Below are 16,758 nucleotides of genomic sequence, written 5' to 3' on the forward strand. Positions count from 1 at the left end.
TCAGCCGGTACGTGCCGAGGGGCCCTGTCGCTCGCTGCGCTGGCGTGGCTGCACGCTTTTCTGCAGCAATCCCTTGACCCGTGAGGCGAGGGATTCGATGGCGAAGGGCTTGGCCAGCACCTCCATGCCCGATTCCAGCTGCTCGTTGTCGAACAGGCTGTTCTGCGCATAGCCGGTGATGAACAGCACCCGCAGCTCCGGGCGCAGGCGCCGGGCGAGCCGGGCCATTTCCTTGCCGCTCATGCCGCCGGGCAGGCCGACATCGGCCAGCAGCAGGTCGATGCGCTGTTCGCTGTCCAGCAGGGCCAGGCCCGAGGCGCCATCCACCGCTTCCAGCACCTGGTAGCCCAGGTCGCGCAGCACCTCGCCGATGAGCATGCGCAGGGGCGACTCGTCGTCCACCACCAGCACCGTGGCCTGGCGCTCGGCCCGGGGTGCGAATTCCGACCCGGTGTGGTGCTCGATGCGTTCCTCGCCGTGGTGGCGGGGCAGGTGGATATAAAGGCTGGTGCCTTCGCCCGGCTGCGAGGCGATCTGCACCGCGCCGCCGGACTGGCGGGCGAAACCGTAGACCATCGACAGGCCGAGGCCGGTGCCCTGGCCCGCCGGCTTGGTGGTGAAGAAGGGGTCGAAGACGCGGGCGATCACTTCTTCCGGCATGCCGGTGCCGGTGTCGGTCACGCAGAGCGAGAGGTATTCACCCACTGCCAGGCCCAGTTCGCCCGCACGGGGCTCCACCAGGCGGTGGTTGCAGGTGCCGATGCTGAGGCGGCCACCGCCGGGCATGGCGTCGCGGGCGTTGATGCAGATGTTGAGCAGGGCGCTTTCCAGCTGGTTGGGGTCCACCAGCACGGTCCACAGCTCGGGGCCGCTGAGCACTTCCACCTCGATCATCGGGCCCATGGTGCGGCTGATCAGCTCCTGCATGCCGGCCACCAGGCGGTTGACGTTGGTCGGCTTGGGGTCCAGCGCCTGGCGGCGGGAGAAGGCCAGCAGGCGATGGGTCAGGGTGGCGGCACGCTCGGCGGCGGTGCGCGCGGTGGAGATGTAGCGGTCCAGCTCGCCGGTGCGGCCCTGGGATACCCGCAGCTTGAGCAGCTCCAGGCTGCCGCTGATGCCGGCCAGGAGGTTGTTGAAGTCGTGGGCGAGGCCGCCGGTGAGCTGGCCGACCGCCTCCATCTTCTGGCTCTGGCGCAGCAGCTCTTCGGTCTGGCGCAGGGTTTCGGCGCGTTCGCGCTCCTGGGTGATGTCGCGGCCGATGGCGCTGATATGGCCTTCGCCGGGGCTGGATGACCAACTGATCCAGCGGTAGCTGCCGTCCTTGTGGCGCATGCGACAGTCGAAGTCGCGCAGGGTTTCGCCCTGCATCAGGCTGTGGCTGGCACCCCAGGCGAGGGACAGGTCATCGCTGTGCACCAGGTCCAGGGAGCTGGTGCCCACCAGTTCCTTTTCGCTCCAGCCCAGCACCGGCCCCAGCGCCGGGTTGGCGGCGGTGATGGTCATGTCCAGGCGGGTGATCAGCATCACGTCCGGCGACAGGTTCCACAGGCGGTTGCGATCGCGGGTGCGGTCGGCCACCTGGCGCTCCAGGGTCTGGGTGAGCTGGCGCAACTGCTGTTCGGCCACCCGCTGCGCCGTGGTCTCGATCACGGTGTCGAGCACGCCCACCACCTCGCCGCGCTCGTCGCGCACCGGGCTGTAGCAGAAGGTGAAGTAGCAGCGTTCCAGGCGCCCGTTGCGGTCGATCTCCAGCGGGAAGTCTTCGATGAAGGTGGCCTCGCCGGTGAAGGCGCGGTCGGCGATGGGGCCGATGCTGTACCAGGCCTCCCGCCATACATCGTCGAAGGGCCGGCCGAGGGCTTCGGGCTTGGCCCCGAGAATCGGCTTGAAGGCGTCGTTGTACAGGGTGATGCGCTCGGGCCCCCAGAACAGGCAGCTGGGAAAGTGCGAGGCGAGCATCATTTCCACGGCCACCCGCAGGCTGGCGGGCCAGGCGGCGATGGGACCGAGGGGCGTCCGTGCCCAGTCGAGTTCGCGTACCCGCCGGCTCATCGGGCCGGGGGCAGCGGGGAAGGATGTGGCGTCCATGGCGTTATCCGTTGGAACAGGCAAGCAATATCGGTCATGACGGCCGCCTTGGCCACCTTCCAGGCGATAAAAAACGCTGACTGGCGCACACCCAGGCGCTTCGTTCGTCGCTTGCCCGCCGGGGCGTTGAACGCTCGTACCCATACTGGCAGGGTGGTTGCCCCCGCTTCGTTACCGGACCCTGTCGATGAGCTTCGATCCCTCCCTGCTGGCCAAGGCCCGCCACCTCGTGGTGTTCACCGGCGCCGGCATTTCCGCCGAGAGCGGCATCCCCACCTTCCGTGACCGCCTGAGCGGGCTCTGGGAGCGCTACGAGGCGAGCGAGTTGGCCAGCGCCGAGGGCTTCCGCCGTGACCCGGCCCTGGTCTGGGGCTGGTACGAGTGGCGCCGCACCTTGGTGCACCACGCCCAGCCCAACCCCGGGCACCAGGCCATCGCCCGCCTGGCCGCCCTGGTGCCCAAGCTGACCCTGATCACCCAGAACGTCGACGACCTCCACGAGCGCGCCGGCAGCCGCGAGGCGCTGCACCTGCATGGCCGCCTCGATGCGCTGCGTTGCTTCGCCTGCACGCGGCCGGCGCTGGAGATCCCCAAGCCCGACGAGCCGAACGAAGGGCGCCGGGTGGAGCCGCCGCGCTGCACCCGCTGCAACGGCAAGCTGCGCCCGAGCGTGGTGTGGTTCGGCGAACAGTTGCCGGGGGACGTGTTGCGTGCGGCCTTCACGGCGGCCGAGGAGTGCGACCTGCTGCTGTCCATCGGCACCTCGGGCGTGGTCGAGCCCGCTGCGCGTATTCCGCGTCTGGCACTGGCGGCGGGCGCCACGGTGCTGCACCTCAACACCCAGCCGGTGGCGGTGCAGGGCGAGCGCGAGTTCGCCCTGGCGGGCCCGGCCGGCGAGTTGCTGCCGGCGCTGTTGCGCCAGGCCTTCGGCGCTGACGCCTAGGCATCATCTGAACGGGGTGGCCAGCGGCTCATGCACTGCGCTGTTCGGCCTGTTCGAGCAGCGCCAGCAGGTCGTCGACCGTGGCTTCCAGGTAGAGGCCGGCCTTGTAGTCGCGCAGCACCTCGTCACTTGCGCCGATCACCGCTTGCGGGCGCTCGACGAACAGCCCCACCGGCGCGAACGCGGCGTCGAGCACCACCACCAGCGGGATGGACACCCTGTCGAGGTTCAGGCGCGCCTTGAGGTCGTCCTCGGCGCGGCCCTTGGTGATCACCGCCAGGTCGATCAGCGGCTGGGTGCGGCAGATGAAGTCGAGCACCGAGACGTTGATCTGGCAGTCCGGGCACCACATCTCGCCCACCACCAGCAGGTGGTAGCGGCGTTCGATGCGTTGCAGCCGGGTGAGCGCCGCCGGGGCGATGCAGCCGGGCGTCGCGAGCTTCTGCACCACCGAATTGGCGGCATCCCGCTCGGTGGGCAGGCCGCTGCGGAGGAAGTCGGCGAAGCCCTGGCCGATGTCGAACAGCTGCTGGTAAGACGCCATGGAGGCCTCCTGGGAACGATGGGAAGAGGCGGGCATCCCAGCAGAAAAGTGGCGCTCGCATCAAGTGTTGCTGCCGCTTTTGCCAGGTAGACGGGGCACCTTTGATCCAGCTTGCGGGGCTGGGTATCGCTCTGTTGGGACTCGCTGCGCTCGGCGCCAACCTGCGGCACTGAGCGCAACCCAAACCACTGTGCCGACCGGTGTGTAGGGTGGACGACGCTCTTTTCGTCCACCGGGGAGGCCGCCGGGAGGCACGATGTTCCGTAGGTTGGGTTGAGGCACGAAGCCCAACGTAACGGGGGCCGGGCATCGTTGCGTTGGGCCTCGCCGCGCTCGGCGCCAACCTACGGCACCTTGCGCAACCCATCGTCGGGAATCACAGGATTATCTGGCCGCGTTCCGCATGAGCCTGCAAAATCCGCTCTCTTTCCACGGATTTCCCCTGGGCCCGCACCATGAACGACAGCCTTCTGAAACCGGCCGTGCTCGGCGTCGCGCTGCGGCGTTGGCGCCTGCTGCATCGGGTCAAGCAGGCCCATGCGGCGCAGCTGTTCAGCGTGGCGCAATCGACCATCTCGCGTTGGGAAAGCGGCGTGCAGGAGATGGAGCCCGCCGAGCGGGCGCGGGTGGAGCAGATGCTGGCCGCCCGGCTGGAGGCCGCAGCCGACCAGGCCCTGGCGCGGCTGGTGAGCGACAGCCCGCGCGCCGTGCACCTGGTCTGCGACCTCAGCCACCGCCTGCTGGCCTGTTCCGCCACCCGCGCCGCCGAGTTCTCCGTGCCCCTGGCCGAGCTGATGGGGCGCTCGCTGTGGCGCTACGCAACGCCGGAGATCGCGCGCAAGGAAGCCGCCCTGGATGCCCTGGGCTGGCGCGACCTGCTGATGCCGCCGGCGCTGGAGTTCGGCAGCGGCGCCAATGATTCCGCCATCGTGCCCATCCGCCAGGGCCTGTGCCGCTGGACGCGCATGACCCTCTCCGACGGCACCGCCGCGCGCCTGGTGGAAACCCTCTGAGCCCCAGCCATCCACGCATAATCCATGCGTGGACGTGGGATCGCCCCCGCGCCTAGGCTGTGCGACTGCGAGGGCGCCCTCTGCGCCCCGACGGCCATATTCGCGGGTGAGAGATGAACATCGACAGGATCAAGGGACGGCTCGACTTCCTCCGCGAGGCGGAGCGCCTCAAGGACGTGCTGCGCAGCGCCCACACCTCCAGCGGGCGCGCGGAAAGCACCGCCGAACACAGCTGGCGCCTGTGCCTGATGGCCATCACTTTCGCCGATGAGCTGGTCGGGCTCGACCTGCTGCGGGTGCTGAAGATGTGCGTGGTCCATGACCTGGGCGAAGCCATCCACGGCGATATCCCCGCCATCGAGCAGGGCGGCCATCCCGACAAGGGCGCCCAGGAGCGCGAAGACCTGCTGACCCTGACCCGCACCCTCGATGCCGGGCTGCGCGACGAGATTCTCGCGCTGTGGGATGACTACGAGAACGCCGCCTCCCCCGAGGCGCTGGCGGTCAAGGCGCTGGACAAGCTGGAGACCCTGCTGCAGCACAACCAGGGCGCCAACCCGGCGGACTTCGACTACGCCTTCAACCTCGGCTACGGGCGCCGCTACACCAGCGGCGAGCCCCTGTTCGCGGCCATTCGCGAGCAGCTGGACGCAGGCACGCGGCAGCGCATGGAAGCCCAGGCGGGCGAGTAGGGCGCTCCCTGGCACCCCGCTCGAACCCCATCACATCTGCGCCCGGCATGACACGAAAACCCTGACGCTAGAGCGGCTGCCTATGGGACCATGGCGGCGTGCCGGTCGACCTCTCGGACGACGTGCGCGTTGCAGGAGCAACGCCGAGGCACGCCCTCGATCCCCGTCTGGTTCGTACAAGGCCGTATGAAAATCAAACCGTCGCTTATCGCGCTGCTGGGCGCGCTGTCACTCACCCAGCCTCTGTTCTGTCTTGCGGGTATCGCCAACGGCAAGACGCTCTACCAGCAGCGATGCGCCGTGTGCCACGGGGCGGACATCAAGGGCACCGGGCCCCTGGCCCACAAGAGCGACCCGCCCACCCCCGACCTGACCACGGCCGCGTTCAAGCAGCGGCTGGCGGACTACCCGGGCGTCATCGTCTCGTCGGTGATTCTCCGCCCCAACGGCAACCTGATTCCCCGCACCCTGCAGGAGAACGGCGTGAAGATCCCGCCTCACGCCTGGAGCGTTCAGGATTTTCGCGACCTCAACCAGTACATGAGCGGCGTGATCCTCAAGGCGCGCTGAAAGCGGCGCAGAGGAGAGCGGGGCGGCTGCCCACCTTTACTGAGCCGCGTGGCGCTGGCGACGGCAGCGCTCGGAGCAGTAACGCACCTCGTCCCAGCAGTGCGCCCAGCGGCGGCGCCAGGCGAAGGGTCGGCCGCACACCGCGCAGGTCTTTTGCGGCAGGTGGGCCTTCTTCACAGCGCCTCGCCGGCATCCAGTCGTGCCAGCAGCCATTCGCCGCGCTCCCAGAGCGCATCGACGCGGGCCTGGTCCATGCGCTGCAGGTTGCGATAGGGCATGGCCAGGCGCGGGTTGCGGCCCAGGCGCTCGCTGTGGCGCATCAGGAAGTGCCAGTAGAGCGCGTTGAACGGGCAGGCGTCCTCCTCGGTGGCACGGTCCACGCGGTAGCGGCACGCCGCGCAATGGTCGGACATGCGCTGGATGTAGCGGCCGCTGGCGCAATAGGGCTTGGAGCCGAGGTAGCCACCGTCGGCGTGCATCACCATGCCCAGGGTGTTGGGCAGCTCCACCCACTCGAAGGCGTCCAGGTAGACCGCCAGGTACCACTCGCAGATGGCCGCGGGGGCGATGCCGGCGAGCAGGGCGAAGTTGCCGGTCACCATCAGCCGCTGGATGTGGTGCGCATAGCCCAGCTCCAGGGTCTGGCCGATGGCCTGGGCCATGCAGCGCATCTCGGTGCGGCCGGTCCAGTAGAACGCCGGCAGCGGCCGGCTGTTGCCGAAGACGTTGAGCTTGGCGTAATCCGGCATGCGCAGCCAGTAGATGCCGCGCACGTACTCGCGCCAGCCGATCAGCTGGCGGATGAAGCCTTCCGCCGCGTTGAGCGGCACCTGGCCCTGGCGGTGGGCATTCTCCACGTCGGCGCAGAGCTGGCGCAGGTCCAGCAGGCCGATGTTCAGGGCGGCGCTGATACGCGCGTGGAAGAGGTAGGGCTCGCCTTCGGCCATGGCGTCCTGGTAGTCGCCGAAGGCGGGCAGGGCGAACGCCAGGAAGTGCTGCCAGAGCGCCTGGGCCTCGGCGTGGGTCACCGGGTAGTCGAAGCCCTCCAGGCGCCCGTAATGGTGGGCGAAGCGCTCGCCCACCAGAGCCACCACCTCGCGGGTGATGGCGTCCTGGCCGAAGCGCGCGGGAAAGGGGCCGCGCACGCCCTTGGGCAGCGCCTTGCGATTGTCGGCGTCGAAGTTCCAGCTGCCCCCCAGCGGCTGGCCGTCCGGCTCCAGCAGCAGGCCGCTGCGCTTGCGCATCTCGCGGTAGAACAGCTCCATGCGCAGTTGCTTGCGCTCACCCGCCCAGCGCGCGAACGCCTCGCGGGAGCAGAGGAAGCGGCTGTCGGCGTGCCAGTTCAGCGGCAACCCGGTGGCGCGCAGCGCCTCTTCCACGCGCCATTCGCCGCACTCGGTCAGGTGCAGCTCCGGCTCGCCCAGGGCGGCGTGCCAGCGGCGCAGCTCGCCCGCCAGGCTGCCGCTGTTGTCGGGTGCGTCGAGCCGGGTGTAGATCACCCGCCAGCCACGCTGCTCCAGTGCCGCCGCGAAGTGGCGCATGGCGCTGAAGACCAGCACGATCTTGTGTGGGTGGTGCGGCACGTAGCTCGCCTCTTCGTTGACCTCCGCCATCAGCACCGCGTCGCGGGCCGGGTCGAGGGCCGCGAACAGCGAAAGGTCGAAGCTGAGCTGGTCGCCCAGCACCAGGCCGAGCCGGCGAACGTGGCCGTTCACCATTGCGAGTCCAGCGACAGGGGCAGGCGCAGCGGTTCCAGCGGGCCCTCGCGGGCGCCGCACATCTCGTCATGGACGCAATGTTGCACCAGCTCGCAAGGCAGCCGTGGCAAACCCTGCAGCAGGTCGCGGAGCTGAGTCGTCGAGCGCAGGCGCAAGACCTTGCCCTGCTCGTCCAGCACCCCTTCGAGGCCCGAAGCGAGGCGCGCCTGGAGGATGTAGAAGCCGCCCTCCAGGGACACCACGTCGAGCCCTTCGATACGGCCCGCCAGTGCGGCTTCGCCAAGTTGTTGGAGATTCATCGCCCAGTCCTCCGGCTCACGCCCGGTCAGTCAGTGTTGCAATGCGGAGTCGCGGCGGAAGAACAGGGTCACCTGGCCCAGTTCGACGCCGAGCTTGCTCATGCTCGAGCGGTTGATCAGGGTGTCCTCGTCCATCAGGTACATCCAGTCGTCGAAGTCCACTTCCCAGGTCGAGCCGTCCACCTCCAGGTTCAGCGTGTAGCGCCAGCGCAGGGCGTTGCCCGCCACCTCGCCATCCGCTTCACCGATCACGTCCGCCGCGCGGCCGCGCCAGCGTCCATCACCCAGCGGTTGCAGGGTCCACACCCGCTGCTGGCGGGTCCCGTCGCTGTAGAGGAAGCGTTCGTCGAGAATCAGCCGCTCGCCCTCGCGGCGGCTGGTGATGTCCACCTTGAAGCGCTTGACCACCTCGCCCTCGCGGTTCTGGAAGATGCCCCAGGCCTGTACCGGCCTGGAGAAGAACCCCGGCAGGTCCAGCTGCGGGCGCTCCTTGGCGTAATGATCGACCTCCACACCGCCGCACCCGGCGAGCAGCAGGCAGCACAGCAACCCTATTACGGCACGCATCATCGGCCTCCTCATTGGTTTGTTTCATTGAGCCCGAGCAGCTCGCGGCGCAGCTCGGGATTACGGGTACGGGCATCCAGCCAGATGGCGAAGAACGCCTGGGCGAAATCGGCATCGGCCACCGCGTGGCGGAACTGGCCGTCGACGTAGAAGCGGCTTCCCCGGCCCGGCAGGTAGAGGCCGGTGATGCGCTGGCCCGGCTGCACATCGACGAAGGCCTGGCGCATCTCGCCGTCCCAGGCCGCCAGGCGCGCCTCGTCCAGCGAGGAACCGCCCAGGCGGCGCATCTCGTCCAGGCTGGCCTGCACCAGGGTGTCTCGCGACAGCTCGCGGCTGTAGATGAGCTCCAGGGCGAAGGGCTGCTCCCAGTCGATGGGCGCCGCCGGGCTCCACAGGCGGGCCTGGTACACCCGCAGGCCGAACCAGGTGAAATCGCCCTGGCCGACCAGCTCGGCCTTGGGAAGCTCGCCCCGCCAGTCGGCCCAGCACGGCGCGGCTATCAGAAGCAGGCATAGCAGGACGGCACGGCGTAGCGCCGAAGCGGGGGATATCGCCAGGCCCATGGTGGTCTCTCCCGGTCTGTGGGTGGGTGATAAAATTATACAAATATTAGCGTTGTATAAGTATCTGTATAGATTTATCGAGCGGCGACGGTGCAACAGCCTGCACGGAGTAGGCCCGTGTGTGGGGGGACATCGCTCTTCATGTCCACCAAACGGTGCCGGACGGGACTCCGCTGGTGGATGAGAAGAGCGCCATCCACCCTACGAAGAGCCGCCTGTAGGTCGGGTGCAACCCGACAGCTGTGGGGCAGGGACTCGCGGGTTTCACCCGCCCTACGAAGTGCCGTAACAGCCAGCACGGAGCGGGGTCCATGTGTAGGGTGGACATCGCTCTTCATGTCCACAGTGCGGTGCTGGACGGGACTCCGATGGTGGATGAAAAAAGCGCCATCCACCCTACGAAGGGCAGCCTGTAGGTCGGGTGCAACCCGACAGCTGTGGGGCAGGGGACTCGCGGGTTTCACCCGCCCTACGGAGTGCCGCACGAGCCAGCACGGAGCGGGTCCGTGTGTAGGCTGGACATCGCTCTTCATGTCCACCAGACGGTGCCGGACGGGACTCCGATGGTGGATGAAAAGAGCGCCATCCACCCTACGAAGAGCGGCAACGGTGCGAAGTGATCACCGGATCACGCTTAGTACAGATGTACGAGTTGACCCTCGCGGGCGCACGTCGCTAGATTCCCGCTCCCTCTTCGCCGCCGGGCCCGTCGCCCCGCAGCGGTCACAGTGGCAAGGACCGGCCCTTCATGCACAAGATCACTCCCTTTCTTCTCACCAGCGCCCTGGCGCTGATCTGCCTGCCCAGCCACGCAGAGGACAGCGAACCCTTCAGCTGCCGAAATGGCTATTTCCCCTCCGAGGGCAAGTTCAGCCAGCTGTACAAGGTCGTGAACAAGCACCAGACGCACTTCTTCAAGGACGACGAGCGCTGCCCCGAATCCGAGGGCTGCCAGCAGAAGGCGTACCTCATCGAGGGCGATGAGGTGCTGGTCAACAAGATCGAAGGCGGTTGGGCCTGTGCCTGGTACCAGGGCAAGAAGCGCGAAACCGTGGGCTGGATCGAGTTGGTGAACCTCGCTCCAGCCGCTGACCCCTTGCCGGAAACCAGCGATTGGCTGGGCACCTGGAAGGCCTGGGCCAGCACCCTCACCATCGAGCAGCAAGAGCAGGGGCCGGGCCTGCACGTGACCGGTGATTCGACCTGGGGCAGCGGCGCCAGTACCCACATCGGGCAGATCGACGGCACCTTCAAGCCCAAAGGCCGCTACGCCATGACCAAGGACGGCGACGGCAAGTACGACTGCGCTGTCGAGTACACCCGTATCGGCCGCTTCCTGATCGTCGATGACAACAACAATTGCGGCGGCATGAATGTGAGCTTCGATGGGGTTTACGTCCGGGCGCAGTGAGCCGAGGGTTGCGGCTCAGCGGAGGCGATGATTGATCGTCTCCGGTTTGAGCAGTTCTTCTGCCCCCTGCGGCCCATAGAACCTCACGTCCTGAATTCCAAACCGGCTGGTGTTAACCACCGTAACGCCTGCATACATACCCACTACAAAGGTGTCGCCTCGCTTGACCAGGCTATTGGGCGCAAAGCGCGACCAGGGCGCTTTGTAGGCAATGATTTCCATCGACGCCTGCTCAGGGGATGGGTTTACGGCAATAAGGCTGTCGAAGGTCAGGATGTAGGCAACGCCTTTTTCAAAAAGGATCTTCTCCGGGGCGGAGGGAAGCAGGGTGAACCTGGCCAACTTCGGTTCGCTTGCGATATCCGTCAGCTCGTACATGGCGCCAACGTTGATCCCCATGTGGCTGAGCCCGGTAAACACGAAGATCGAGCCGTCGACTTTCTGGATGCTGACGACATTTTCCTTCAGCAAGGTTCTGGTCGTTCCATCCTGCGAGGTGACGGTCAGCTCACCTCCCCATTCACCATGGTCCGTGCCCATGATCTTCACGCCATCGACCTGCAACTCGGTCAGGGGCCGCTCCAGGCTCTGCTCATCGTGACTGATGAGGAGCCCGCCACCGTCGGCAGTAACCTGATAAGAGCCAAGGTCCAGTACTTTCTCGGTGATGCCGCTTTTCGGTATGGCCTGGGCTACCAGGCCGTTCTTTTGAAGTTCGCTTTCGAGGGTGCCTGCGACCGCCGTCATCGAGATCAGGGCTGAGAGTGCAGCGATTGCAATGCGTTGCATGGGAGATATCCGTTCTCTTTAGACCAAGGAGTGTGTGCAGTAGCGCTCGATCACTTCACACAGCTGATCGACCTCGCCCAATGGCACGAATCGGCTTAGCGACCAGCCGTTTTCACCGAGCTTCTGGCTGAAAACGCGATAGCCGACCACGGCGCCGCCAAATCGATAGCGGGAGACGAGCAGCGTGTCTTCGCCATAGATGAAGTCGGGTGTGTGGGAGATATGGAGGTGCTGGAAGGGGTTGTTCGGGTCGAAGTGAATCGATTCGAACAGGCCCTTTGTGTCCAGCCGTTCGAAGGCTTTCTTGAGGTCATCCTCGAAGCAGGTGTGCCCCTTGCCAGCCCGCTCGCGGATAGTCGTGACGGGTACGGTGTTCACGGGCCAGCCACTGAGTTCCGGCACCAGGTGATCCCAGCCCTTGGCCAGTGCAATTTCGCGGGGCGTCTCGCCGTGGGCATTGGCCCGGAAGACATTCGCCATGCCCTGGAGCCCTTCGAGAATCTCGATGCGACGGGTAGCGCCCCAGTTGCCGGGCTTCTCGGCGAACGGTGCTTTGATCAAGGCGGTGATCAGGGTCTCGCCGTCCCGGGTGAACCCTTCCACCACGTCGTACGGAATGCTGTCCCAGTCGATGGAGAAGACATTGCCTGCCTGGATCAGCGTGGCCAGGGCATCGGTGCTTTGCGTGCTGAGCAGTTCGTTGTTCACCCGCTTGAATGCCTTCAAGGGTAAATACACCGCCTCGATGCTTTCCGCTTCCGAGGTGAAGAGAAAGGTGCCGGGAAGCTTTTTCTTGCAGTGCTTGTGCAGCGCATCGAGAAAGCTCTGATCGATGTAGGTGCCGCCCTCGTGGGTGAACTTCAGCGAGTGGGTTTCCTGCTGCTGGGTGAAGGTCAGGGTGAGCTTGCCGGTGCGGCCGGCATTGATCTGCACGTCCTCCGGCGCCAGGTCGCCATTGCTGATGGCCGCCAGGCGAGCGAGTAGCACTTCGTAGTCTTGCGGCTCATCGATCACGTCGGGGTCCAGCGAGGCAACGTTCGCCGGAATCAGCTCGCGGAATATCCCCACGATAGTGGCCTTGTCCTTTGCGCTGTTGGGCACCCGGCCGGAGAAGGCCTTGGTTTTTCGCAGGATGTCGGTAAGCAGTGCGAGGGTGTTCATGAGATGTCCTTATCTCGGCAACCGAGCGGGTCAGGTGAACGTGAGCGCGTGGGATATCGGGTAGAGCGCCTCGGCAGGCGAGCGCGCATGGCGACATCCATTTCCATGCAGCTGGCCGATAGTGCCACTGCGAACGCAGGTTGGAAATCGAGGCGGCACGGATCTGTGAAAGGGTGCTGGGATACGCCGAGGGTGACCGTAGGTGAACCGTGCGCCTCCCGTCTGCGAACCCTTCGACAGGAACTCATCCCGGGGATTGACCTGGCGCGCGCCCCGTCGATGATGGCGCCCTGGGTATGCCCATCCGCAGGCAGGGAGCCGCCTCGTCGGGCGTCGAGGATGATCCACACAAGGAGGTTGGCACCATGCACGGCATGGCATTGATCGGGATGCTGCTGGTGGGCACGCTGCCCGCGCTGCTCCCTGGATGGCGAGCATTCCTGGCGGCCCTGGCCGGGGTGGTCGTGCTCTACGGGGCGCAGGTCGCCTGGTTCTTCTGGGCCGTGGAGCGGGAGGCGACCGAGGGGCCCGCCTTCCTGGCCGGCATCGCCATCCTGGGCGTCGAGCAGGCGCTCGTCATTGCTTCGATCATCGGGCGGCTTATCGCCCACTTCCTGGCCCGCCGTCTGGGCCGGTACGGGCGGGCCGGCCTGCTCTGGGGGCTTGCCCTGTGCTGGCAGCCAGCCTCTGCGCCTTCTCGCTGAGCGGTTACGCCTCGACCCTGCTCATAGGGGCGGCGGTGCCGTTCGTCGGGTTCTGCCTGGCCTTGCTGCTGGCGCCTCGCCCATCTCGGGGCCTGTCATTCGGCTGACCCGAACGTACGGGAGGCTTCAGATGGGGAGTTTGCGGCCCTCGACCCTCTGCCTTGTGCATTCATCAAGCGCAGCGGCATTTTGGCTGCTAAGGATTTCCCTACAGAAAATAGGGAAGTGCCGATAACCATTGAGTCCGGATCACAGCAAGATGAAGCGGAACTGAAGACAACCCCAAGCCGATGGGTTTGGGGTTGCATCAGCTTCTCATTCCGTTTGGCTTGGCTACTCTGAGGAAGGCCGCTCCGGCTACCGGACGACTACTGTGGGCAGTAAGGGCAAAACGTTCCGACCCCATACCGCGAGGAGCTCATCATGCTGTTCAGAAAGAGCCGAGTCAGCCCTGCCATCAAGACCCCCAGGACGAAGAAAACCTCCAGCGGCTGCGTGCCGTCGAGGACAACGTCGCGTCCATCTGCTTCACCCCACAGGGCGAGATCATCACTGCCAACCCCCTGTTCCTCCAGGTGGTCGGCTACACCGAGCAGGAGATTGTCGGCAAGCACCACCGCATCTTCTGCGAGGACAGCTTCCGCAGTTCCAGCGCCTATGAGCGTTTCTGGGCATCCCTGGCCAACGGCATTTCCCAGCGCGGGGTGTTCAAGCGCATCGCCAAGAACGGCTCGGTGATCTGGCTGGAGGCGACCTACTTCCCGGTCAAGGATGAGTCCGGCCGCGTGACTGAGGTCCTCAAGATCGCCAGCGACGTCACCCAGAAACACTCCGACCTGCTGGTGCTGGCCGCGCTGAGCGACGCGCTGCGCCGCTCCATGGCGATGATCGAGTTCACCCCCGACGGCGAGATCATCGACGCCAACGACAACTTCCTGCACCTGATGGGCTACAGCCTCGGCAGCCTCAAGGGCCGCCACCACCGCATGCTGTGCCTCGACACGTTCTACAAGGAGAACCCCGACTTCTGGGCCAACCTCAAGGCCGGCAACTTCTATCGCGGCCACTTCGAGCGCAAGACCGCCTCCGGCAACACCGTGCACATCGAGGCCAGCTACAACCCGGTGAAGGACGAGTCCGGCACCGTGTTCAAGGTGGTCAAGTTCGCCATCGACGTCACCGAACAGGTGCGCCGCAACGAAGAGGTCCGGCGTGCCGCCGAACTGTCCTTCTCCACCGCCGAGGAGACTGCGCAGATCTCCAACCGGGGCATGGACTCGCTCGATCAGTCGGTGGTGATCTCCGCCACCACCCTGACCATGGTGAACACCGCTGTGGACCTCATCTCCAAGCTGAATCTTCAGGCCAAGGACATCGAGAACATCGTCACTACCATCCAGGGCGTCGCCGAGCAGACCAACCTGCTGGCCCTCAATGCCGCCATCGAAGCGGCGCGGGCAGGGGACATGGGGCGCGGTTTCGCCGTGGTGGCCGACGAAGTGCGGCAACTGGCCGGGCGCACCAGCGGCGCCACCGTCGAGATCAAGAGCGTGGTCACCGAGAACGTGAAGATGACCCAGCAGATCGACGACTACATGAAGAAGATCGAAGCCAGCGCCAAGGACAACAACGCGCAGATCTCCACCGTCGCCACCATCATGGGCGAGATAAGCCGGGGCGCCGAACACGTCGCCAAGGTGGTTTCGGCGCTCTTCAAGTAACGTCGACCCCGGCACCGGGCCAGTTTTTTTGAAGGGCCGCTATTGGCCAAGAACGGATTATTTCGCAGTGGCTGGTGGCCTCTGTTGAGGCTTGAGGGTGTCTACGAGACCAGGGCCGTCGCGTGATGCAGGCCCTTCAGAAACTCCAGTTCCTTGGATATAACCTCGCTGAAGAAAGGCTCAAAGTAAGGTTGGAAATGGTTGGCTTTGATCGTTTCTACGGTGATGTAAGGATTTTTCACTTTGTTAATTGCGGGCTCTACGAAGGGGGCGACTGTGTCCTCCGTTGCTCCCAGCAATAACGTGGGAACCTGAATTTCCTTCAATCGTTTGAGCGGGCGATAGGGACCCATTGTGATCAGGGAGCGCGCAGCGACACGATTGTCGTACTTGCGCCTCAAGCTGCGCTCAGCGAGTTGCAGTGCCGTATGGGCGTCATCTCTATCCATCGAAGAAAACGCCCCAGGTTCGCTGACAACCGGAATATAAATGGGCCGCCCGGGTTTGATCAGATCGGACAAACAGTAAACAGCGAATTTCATCAGGCGGGGGGCAGGTAGCGCCAATACCGTAGCCATGCCGTCCAACATGGGGACCTGGGCGATCACACCTGCCAGTTCTGGATGATCTGCTGCTAGCTCCACCGCATGGCCACCGCCGAAAGAAGAGCCCCAAACGACGATTTTGGTTGGGTCAATGCGTGGATGGGATTTCAAGAAGGCGAGCGCTGCATCGGCGTCTTGCATGCGCTGACGAGCCGAAATGGTCTGCCGAGGAAGCCCAGCGCTCTCACCCCAACTGCGGTAGTCGAACGTCATGACCGCATACCCGGCGCGCGTGAACTCTTCATAGAATGGCACCGTCAGTGCGTTCTGGATGCCTCCCCATCCGTGCACCATGAGAATGGCCGGCCTGGCGTGTTTGTTGGTGTTTGCCGGCCAATGCAGCGTGGCTGCGCACCAAGTACCCTCCGAATAGAAGCCTGTTCGTTCGCTTTGGCACGTAAGGTCTTCAGGGTTATGTCTCAGTTTTTCCATGGCGCAGCTCCAGAGGCAGAATTATCTTGGATGGCATTCAAGAGATAAATCTACTCCTCTTGAATGCAATTCAAGAATGGCCCGGGCGACAGTGGGAGTTGGCAGCATGGCCAAGAATAAGCGTGACATTGATCTGGATGTGAAAAGAGGGGAGCTGGAAGAAACCGCCGCCAAGCTGTTCATCACATGTGGCTACGACGCTACCTCCATGAGTCGAATTGCCCAAGAGCTGGGAGTGACCCCTAATACCCTCTACTGGTACTACGGCAGCAAAGACGAACTTCTGGTTGGGGTGCTCAACCGCCTGGTGTCGGACAGTCTAAAGCGGCTGCCCTCGATAGTGGGATTACCCCTGAAGGACCAGATTGCCTGGGCGTTACAGGAATTTGAACAAAGCCGAGCGCTGGTAAATACGGTTCACGGCAAACTTGGCCAATCCGCAGTGATTCAGGATTGGCATGAGGGATTTCACCGAATTCTAGAAACTACAGTGGTCCGCGCGTTGAAAGCCAAAGGCGTCAGTGAAGGGCGAGCCAGGATGTTGGCTACGGTAGCAACGTTTCTCGTAGAAGGCCTCCTGGCACATCCGCACACCGAGCAGCAGCGTGACGATATTCTCGAATGGTTTTCCCAACACTCCTTTACAGACCTGGCCTGATACAAAGCCCGCGCTCGTCAAGATGATGGCTGCCCTGTTCTCTCTCCTGTACGTGATGGACGCCGCGATCCATTGGCGCTGGGCGAGGCAAGCTCGCGATCTGGTTCATCTCGAATTGTTAACCCAGCAGGAAGAACGCGTGGCATAGGTGCTCGAAGGGCGCCGGCTAACGAAGGAGCGCTGTACGGGCGACTTCAGTCGCCAAGGGATGCGCAGCATCCCCCTGTGATACCGAGTGGCAGACCTGCGGCCTGCTTGGCGACTGAAGTCACCCCTACCT

18 protein-coding genes and 1 pseudogene are annotated in these 16,758 nt (G+C 64.9%); 9 read left to right on the plus strand and 10 right to left on the minus strand.

From position 1 onward, the window contains the following. Positions 1-2,088, minus strand: a complete 2,088-nt coding sequence (locus PSm6_RS22900) for a hybrid sensor histidine kinase/response regulator (RefSeq protein WP_265168352.1) — start codon at positions 2,086-2,088, stop codon at positions 1-3. A gap of 187 nt (positions 2,089-2,275) precedes the next feature. On the opposite strand from PSm6_RS22900, the gene PSm6_RS22905 reads away from it, so the two are divergent. Further along, a complete protein-coding gene (locus tag PSm6_RS22905; protein WP_265168353.1) occupies positions 2,276-3,031 on the plus strand; it encodes an SIR2 family NAD-dependent protein deacylase in 756 nt (251 codons plus the stop codon). Between the two features lie 28 nt (positions 3,032-3,059). Here PSm6_RS22905 and PSm6_RS22910 read toward each other — a convergent pair whose 3' ends face one another. Further along, complete coding sequence (locus tag PSm6_RS22910) at positions 3,060-3,575, minus strand: thioredoxin family protein (RefSeq protein ID WP_265168354.1); 516 nt, start codon at positions 3,573-3,575, stop codon at positions 3,060-3,062. Between the two features lie 455 nt (positions 3,576-4,030). On the opposite strand from PSm6_RS22910, the gene PSm6_RS22915 reads away from it, so the two are divergent. From PSm6_RS22915 to PSm6_RS22925, 3 genes are all read left to right on the plus strand, one after another. Further along, the gene (locus PSm6_RS22915) at positions 4,031-4,588 is read left to right on the plus strand and encodes a helix-turn-helix domain-containing protein (protein ID WP_265168355.1); all 558 of its coding nucleotides are present in this window, start codon (positions 4,031-4,033) and stop codon (positions 4,586-4,588) included. A gap of 113 nt (positions 4,589-4,701) precedes the next feature. After that, complete coding sequence (locus PSm6_RS22920) at positions 4,702-5,280, plus strand: HD domain-containing protein (protein WP_021220929.1); 579 nt, start codon at positions 4,702-4,704, stop codon at positions 5,278-5,280. Between the two features lie 186 nt (positions 5,281-5,466). After that, positions 5,467-5,850: a c-type cytochrome gene (locus PSm6_RS22925; protein ID WP_031288275.1), complete on the plus strand. Its 384-nt coding sequence runs from the start codon at positions 5,467-5,469 to the stop codon at positions 5,848-5,850. 36 nt (positions 5,851-5,886) lie between these two features. Here PSm6_RS22925 and PSm6_RS22930 read toward each other — a convergent pair whose 3' ends face one another. Genes PSm6_RS22930 through PSm6_RS22950 form a run of 5 tightly spaced genes read right to left on the minus strand, consistent with a single transcriptional unit; the run spans position 5,887 to position 8,997 of the window. Further along, complete coding sequence (locus PSm6_RS22930; protein WP_184491268.1) at positions 5,887-6,027, minus strand: DUF2256 domain-containing protein; 141 nt, start codon at positions 6,025-6,027, stop codon at positions 5,887-5,889. Then, positions 6,024-7,568, minus strand: coding sequence for a cryptochrome/photolyase family protein (locus PSm6_RS22935; protein ID WP_371876959.1), 1,545 nt, complete (start codon positions 7,566-7,568; stop codon positions 6,024-6,026). The genes PSm6_RS22930 and PSm6_RS22935 overlap by 4 nt, the downstream gene beginning before the upstream one ends. Continuing rightward, positions 7,562-7,867 (minus strand): DUF6482 family protein, encoded by a 306-nt coding sequence (locus PSm6_RS22940; RefSeq protein ID WP_021220926.1) that lies wholly within the window; start codon positions 7,865-7,867, stop codon positions 7,562-7,564. Before PSm6_RS22940 ends, PSm6_RS22935 begins: the two co-directional genes overlap by 7 nt. A 30-nt stretch (positions 7,868-7,897) precedes the next feature. After that, positions 7,898-8,434: a DUF3833 domain-containing protein gene (locus tag PSm6_RS22945; RefSeq protein WP_043247011.1), complete on the minus strand. Its 537-nt coding sequence runs from the start codon at positions 8,432-8,434 to the stop codon at positions 7,898-7,900. Positions 8,435-8,445: 11 nt separating this feature from the next. Then, a complete protein-coding gene (locus tag PSm6_RS22950) occupies positions 8,446-8,997 on the minus strand; it encodes a chalcone isomerase family protein (protein WP_043246994.1) in 552 nt (183 codons plus the stop codon). Between the two features lie 748 nt (positions 8,998-9,745). Between PSm6_RS22950 and PSm6_RS22955 the strand changes: the two genes are divergently transcribed. Then, a complete protein-coding gene (locus PSm6_RS22955; protein WP_021221731.1) occupies positions 9,746-10,408 on the plus strand; it encodes a hypothetical protein in 663 nt (220 codons plus the stop codon). 15 nt (positions 10,409-10,423) lie between these two features. Here PSm6_RS22955 and PSm6_RS22960 read toward each other — a convergent pair whose 3' ends face one another. Then, complete coding sequence (locus PSm6_RS22960; RefSeq protein WP_043246572.1) at positions 10,424-11,197, minus strand: hypothetical protein; 774 nt, start codon at positions 11,195-11,197, stop codon at positions 10,424-10,426. An 18-nt stretch (positions 11,198-11,215) separates the two neighbouring features. Further along, complete coding sequence (locus PSm6_RS22965) at positions 11,216-12,358, minus strand: hypothetical protein (RefSeq protein ID WP_265168357.1); 1,143 nt, start codon at positions 12,356-12,358, stop codon at positions 11,216-11,218. 365 nt (positions 12,359-12,723) lie between these two features. Here PSm6_RS22965 and PSm6_RS22970 point away from each other — a divergent pair, with 365 nt between their 5' ends. From PSm6_RS22970 to PSm6_RS30605, 3 genes and pseudogenes are all read left to right on the plus strand, one after another. Then, positions 12,724-13,062, plus strand: a complete 339-nt coding sequence (locus PSm6_RS22970) for a hypothetical protein (RefSeq protein ID WP_169708479.1) — start codon at positions 12,724-12,726, stop codon at positions 13,060-13,062. A gap of 290 nt (positions 13,063-13,352) precedes the next feature. Continuing rightward, a pseudogene (locus PSm6_RS30600) lies at positions 13,353-14,255 on the plus strand (PAS domain-containing protein); the annotation flags it as partial. Between the two features lie 126 nt (positions 14,256-14,381). Further along, entirely contained in the window at positions 14,382-14,783 is a 402-nt protein-coding gene (locus tag PSm6_RS30605) for a methyl-accepting chemotaxis protein (RefSeq protein WP_371877151.1), read from the plus strand. Positions 14,784-14,884: 101 nt separating this feature from the next. On the opposite strand, the gene PSm6_RS22980 is transcribed toward PSm6_RS30605, so the two are convergent. Further along, positions 14,885-15,820, minus strand: coding sequence for an alpha/beta hydrolase (locus PSm6_RS22980; protein ID WP_021221736.1), 936 nt, complete (start codon positions 15,818-15,820; stop codon positions 14,885-14,887). A gap of 106 nt (positions 15,821-15,926) precedes the next feature. Between PSm6_RS22980 and PSm6_RS22985 the strand changes: the two genes are divergently transcribed. Then, positions 15,927-16,478, plus strand: a complete 552-nt coding sequence (locus PSm6_RS22985) for a TetR/AcrR family transcriptional regulator (RefSeq protein WP_031288592.1) — start codon at positions 15,927-15,929, stop codon at positions 16,476-16,478. Positions 16,479-16,758: the final 280 nt, after the last annotated feature.

The organism is Pseudomonas solani (assembly GCF_026072635.1).
GTDB lineage: Bacteria > Pseudomonadota > Gammaproteobacteria > Pseudomonadales > Pseudomonadaceae > Metapseudomonas > Metapseudomonas solani.